The organism is Streptomyces xiaopingdaonensis (assembly GCF_000262345.1).
Lineage (GTDB): Bacteria > Actinomycetota > Actinomycetes > Streptomycetales > Streptomycetaceae > Streptomyces > Streptomyces xiaopingdaonensis.
Map to the genome: position 1 here is coordinate 1 of NZ_AJTQ01000089.1, position 4,137 is coordinate 4,137.

The 4,137-nt window shown below is 72.3% G+C and carries 3 protein-coding genes; all 3 read left to right on the plus strand.

The window, feature by feature from the left end:
• A partial coding sequence (locus tag UWG_RS0107285; RefSeq protein ID WP_016906545.1) for an acyclic terpene utilization AtuA family protein occupies window positions 1–929 on the plus strand: 929 nt, incomplete at its 5' end.
• A gap of 77 nt (window positions 930–1,006) precedes the next feature.
• Window positions 1,007–2,614 carry an acyl-CoA carboxylase subunit beta gene (locus tag UWG_RS0107290; RefSeq protein ID WP_016906546.1) on the plus strand — a complete coding sequence of 536 codons (1,608 nt, stop codon included), beginning with the start codon at window positions 1,007–1,009 and terminating at the stop codon, window positions 2,612–2,614.
• A gap of 12 nt (window positions 2,615–2,626) precedes the next feature.
• Window positions 2,627–4,137 (plus strand): acetyl-CoA carboxylase biotin carboxylase subunit (locus UWG_RS0107295; protein WP_029391243.1); only part of this gene is annotated, 1,511 nt, incomplete at its 3' end.

Genomic DNA, 4,137 nt, shown 5'->3' on the forward strand with positions numbered 1-4,137 from the left:
TGCGTCTGGAGGAGGAGGGCCCCGACCGGGTCCGCGTCTCGCAGGTGCGAGGCGAACCACCCCCGCGCGCACTCAAGGTGGGGTTGACGAAGCTCGGCGGGCACCGGAACGAGGTCGTCTTCGTCCTCACCGGTCTCGACATCGACGAGAAGGCCGCGCTCGTCCGCTCCCAGATGGAGGCGGCGCTCGCCGACGACCCGCCGGCGCAGGTGAGTTGGTCGCTCGCGCGTGCCCGTAGCGCCGAGGCGCCGGTGCAGGAGGAGGCGAGCGCGACGCTGCGTATGGTCGTGCGCGACCCGGACGCCGAGACGGTCGGCCGAGCGGTCAGCGGAGCGGCGATCGAGCTGGCGCTTGCGAGCATCCCCGGCTTCCACGTCACGGCACCGCCGGGAAAGGGCGCGCCCTACGCCGTCTTCGAGACGGCCTGGACGCCGGCGGACGGCGTCGAACACATCGCCGTGCTGCCCGGAGGCGCACGGCAGCCAGTGGCGCCCCCCTCGCGCACCGGTGGCACGGAGCCACTCCCCGAGCCGCCTCCGCCCGCTCCGCTCGCCGCGGACATCCCCCTGCGCGAGGTTCCGTTGGGGATGCTCGTCGGCGCACGCAGCGGGGACAAGGGCGGGAGCGCGAACGTGGGGCTGTGGGCGCGAAAGGGCAGCCAGTACGTCTGGCGGTGGATGGCCCACGAGCTCACCGTGGAGCGGTTCCGCCAACTCCTCCCCGAAGTCACGGAGTTGGACGTGACGCGGCACGTACTGCCGAACCTGCGCGCGCTGAACTTCGTCGTCGACGGCATCCTCGGCGACGGCGTCGCCTCGCAGTCGCGGTTCGACCCGCAGGGCAAGGCCCTGGGTGAGTGGGTGCGAGGACGCCGGTTGGCGGTCCCCGAATTCCTCCTGGAAGCAGTCGAGTTGCGCGGTGACCGGTGACCCGCGTCCTTGCACGGGCCCGGGACGACGGCTCCGCGTCCGTACCACGTCCGCAACCCCTGCCCGAAGGTGGAGACATGAGCGCGCTGCACACTCGACTCGACGCGTCGAGCCAGGAGTTCGCCGGGCGACGCGCCGCGATGCTCGGCAGCCTCGCCGAGTTGGAGACCGAGCACGCCAAGGCGCTCGCCGGCGGGGGCGAGAAGTACGTCGAACGCCACCGGGAACGCGGCAAGTTGCCCGCTCGGGAGCGTGTGGAGCTGCTGCTCGACCCGGACACCCCTTTCCTCGAACTGTCGCCCCTCGCCGGCTGGGGCAGCGACTACACCGTCGGCGGCTCCCTCGTCGCCGGGATCGGAGTGGTCGCAGGCGTGGAGTGCCTCGTCACCGCGAACGACCCGACGGTCAGGGGCGGCGCCAGCAACCCGTGGACGCTGCGGAAGGCGCTCCGCGCCAATGAGATCGCCTACGAGAACCGGCTTCCGTGCATCTCGCTCGTGGAGTCGGGCGGGGCCGATCTGCCGAGCCAGAAAGAGGTGTTCATACCCGGGGGCGCCTTGTTTCGCGACATCACGCGGCTCTCGGAGGCGGGCATCCCGACGGTCGCGGTCGTCTTCGGCAACTCGACGGCGGGTGGCGCCTACATCCCCGGAATGTCGGACCACGTCATCATGGTCAAGGAGCGTTCCAAGGTCTTCCTGGGCGGTCCGCCGCTGGTGAAGGAGGCGACGGGCGAGGACGCCGACGAGGAGGAGCTGGGCGGCGCCGAGATGCACGCCACCACCTCGGGGCTCGCCGACTACCTGGCGCTCGACGAGGAGGACGCGCTGCGCACCGCCCGCCGCGTCATCGCCCGCCTCAACTGGCGGAAGGCGGACGAGGGGGCGCGCGCCGGCGCGGTCGTACGGGCGCCGCTGTACCCGGAGGAGGAACTTCTCGGCGTGGTGCCCGAGGACCTCAAGGTCCCCTTCGACCCGCGCGAGGTGTTCGCCCGCCTCGTCGACGCCTCGGAGTTCGACGAGTTCAAGCCGCGTTACGGACCGAGTTTGGTCACCGGGTGGGCGAAGCTGCACGGTTACCCGCTCGGCATCCTCGCCAACGCACAGGGCGTGCTCTTCAGCGAGGAGGCGCAGAAGGCGGCCCAGTTCATCCAACTCGCCAACCAGCGGGACGTTCCGCTGCTCTTCCTCCACAACACCACGGGTTACATGGTGGGGACGGAGTACGAGCAGGGCGGCATCGTGAAGCACGGGTCGATGATGATCAACGCCGTCTCCAACTCGAAGGTCCCCCACCTGTCGGTCCTGGTCGGCGCGAGTTACGGCGCCGGGCACTACGGGATGTGCGGCAGGGCGTACAACCCGCGGTTCCTCTTCGCCTGGCCGAGCGCCAAGTCGGCGGTGATGGGGCCGCAGCAGCTCGCAGGGGTGCTCTCCCGCGTGATGCGGCAGTCGGCGGCGGCGAAGGGGCGGCCCTTCGACGAGGAGGCGGACGCCGGGCTGCGGGCGATGGTCGAGGAGCAGGTGGAGAGCGAGTCGCTGCCGATGTTCCTCTCCGGCCGGCTCTACGACGACGGCGTGATCGACCCGCGCGACACCCGCACCGTCCTCGGCCTGTGCCTGTCCGCCATCCACACCGCCCCCGTGCAGGGTGCACGCGGCGGTTTCGGCATCTTCCGGATGTGAGGCGTGAGTTCGATGATCACTTCCGTACTCGTGGCCAACCGCGGGGAGATCGCCCGCAGGGTCTTCCGCACCTGCCGGGAGCTGGGACTCGCCACCGTCGCCGTGCACTCCGACGCCGACGCCGAGGCCCTCCACGTACGCGGCGCCGACGCCGCCGTGCGCCTCCCCGGTACGGCCCCGGCCGACACGTACCTGCGCGGCGACCGGTTGGTGGAGGCGGCCCTCGACGCGAGCGCCGACGCGGTGCACCCCGGTTACGGATTCCTCTCCGAGAACGCGGATTTCGCTCGCGCGGTGATCGAGGCTGGGCTGGCGTGGATCGGTCCGCCGCCGGAGGCGATCGAGGCGATGGCCTCCAAGACCCGCGCCAAGGAGCTGATGCGCGCCGCCGGCGTACCACTGCTGGAGCCCGTGCCCGCGGGTGAGGCCGACGCCGGGAGCCTGCCGTTGCTGGTGAAGGCGTCGGCGGGCGGGGGCGGACGCGGTATGCGCGTGGTGCGCCGGCTCGCGGATCTGCCGGACGAGATCGCTGCCGCGCAGTCGGAGGCGCTCGGCGCCTTCGGGGACGGCGAGGTTTTCGTCGAGCCGTACCTGGAGCGGGCGCGCCACGTCGAGGTGCAGGTCCTCGCGGACGGGGAGGGCACCGTGTGGGTGCTGGGCACCCGGGACTGCTCGCTGCAGCGCAGGCACCAGAAAGTCGTCGAGGAGGCGCCGGCGCCCGGGCTCGACGAGAAGCGCACGGAAGCACTGCACCGGGCGGCCGAGGAAGCAGCGCGCGCCGTCGGCTACCGGTCCGCAGGGACGGTCGAGTTCCTCGTCTCCACCGCCGACGGTGGCCCGTACTTCCTGGAGATGAACACCAGGCTCCAGGTGGAGCACCCCGTCACCGAGTGCGTGCACCGCGTCGACCTCGTGGCCGAGCAGATCAGGATCGCCGAGGGACGGAGCCTCGACGCCGAAGGCCCGCCGCCGGCACGAGGGCACGCCGTCGAGGCGAGGCTCTACGCGGAGGACCCGGCGCGCGGCTGGCAGCCGCAGACCGGCGAGGTCCTCCGCCTCGACGTGCCGGACGCGACCGAGGGCACGGGCGGCCACCGGCACCCCGAGACCTCAACTCCGGTGCTGCCGTGGGCAGTCGGGGCACGCTCGGGTGTACGGCTCGACACCGGCGTCACCGCGGGCAGCGAGATCGGCACCGCTTACGACCCGATGCTCGCCAAGGTGATCGCCTGGGCACCGGAGCGCGGCGACGCCGTGCGCCTCCTCGCCGACGCGCTGGCACGGGCCCGCATCCACGGTCCGGCGACCAACCGCGACCTGCTCGTACGCTCCCTGCGCCACCCGGAGTTCACCTCGGGCGCCTTCGACACCGGCTTCTACGAGCGCCACCTCGCCTCCCTCACCGAGGAGTTGGCCGGCGTACGAGAGGACCGGCGCACCGCGGCCCTCGCAGCCGCACTCGCCGACGCGGCCGCGCGCACCGGCGCGCCCGAGGGGCCGGGGCGCCCGCCCGCGGTACGGAT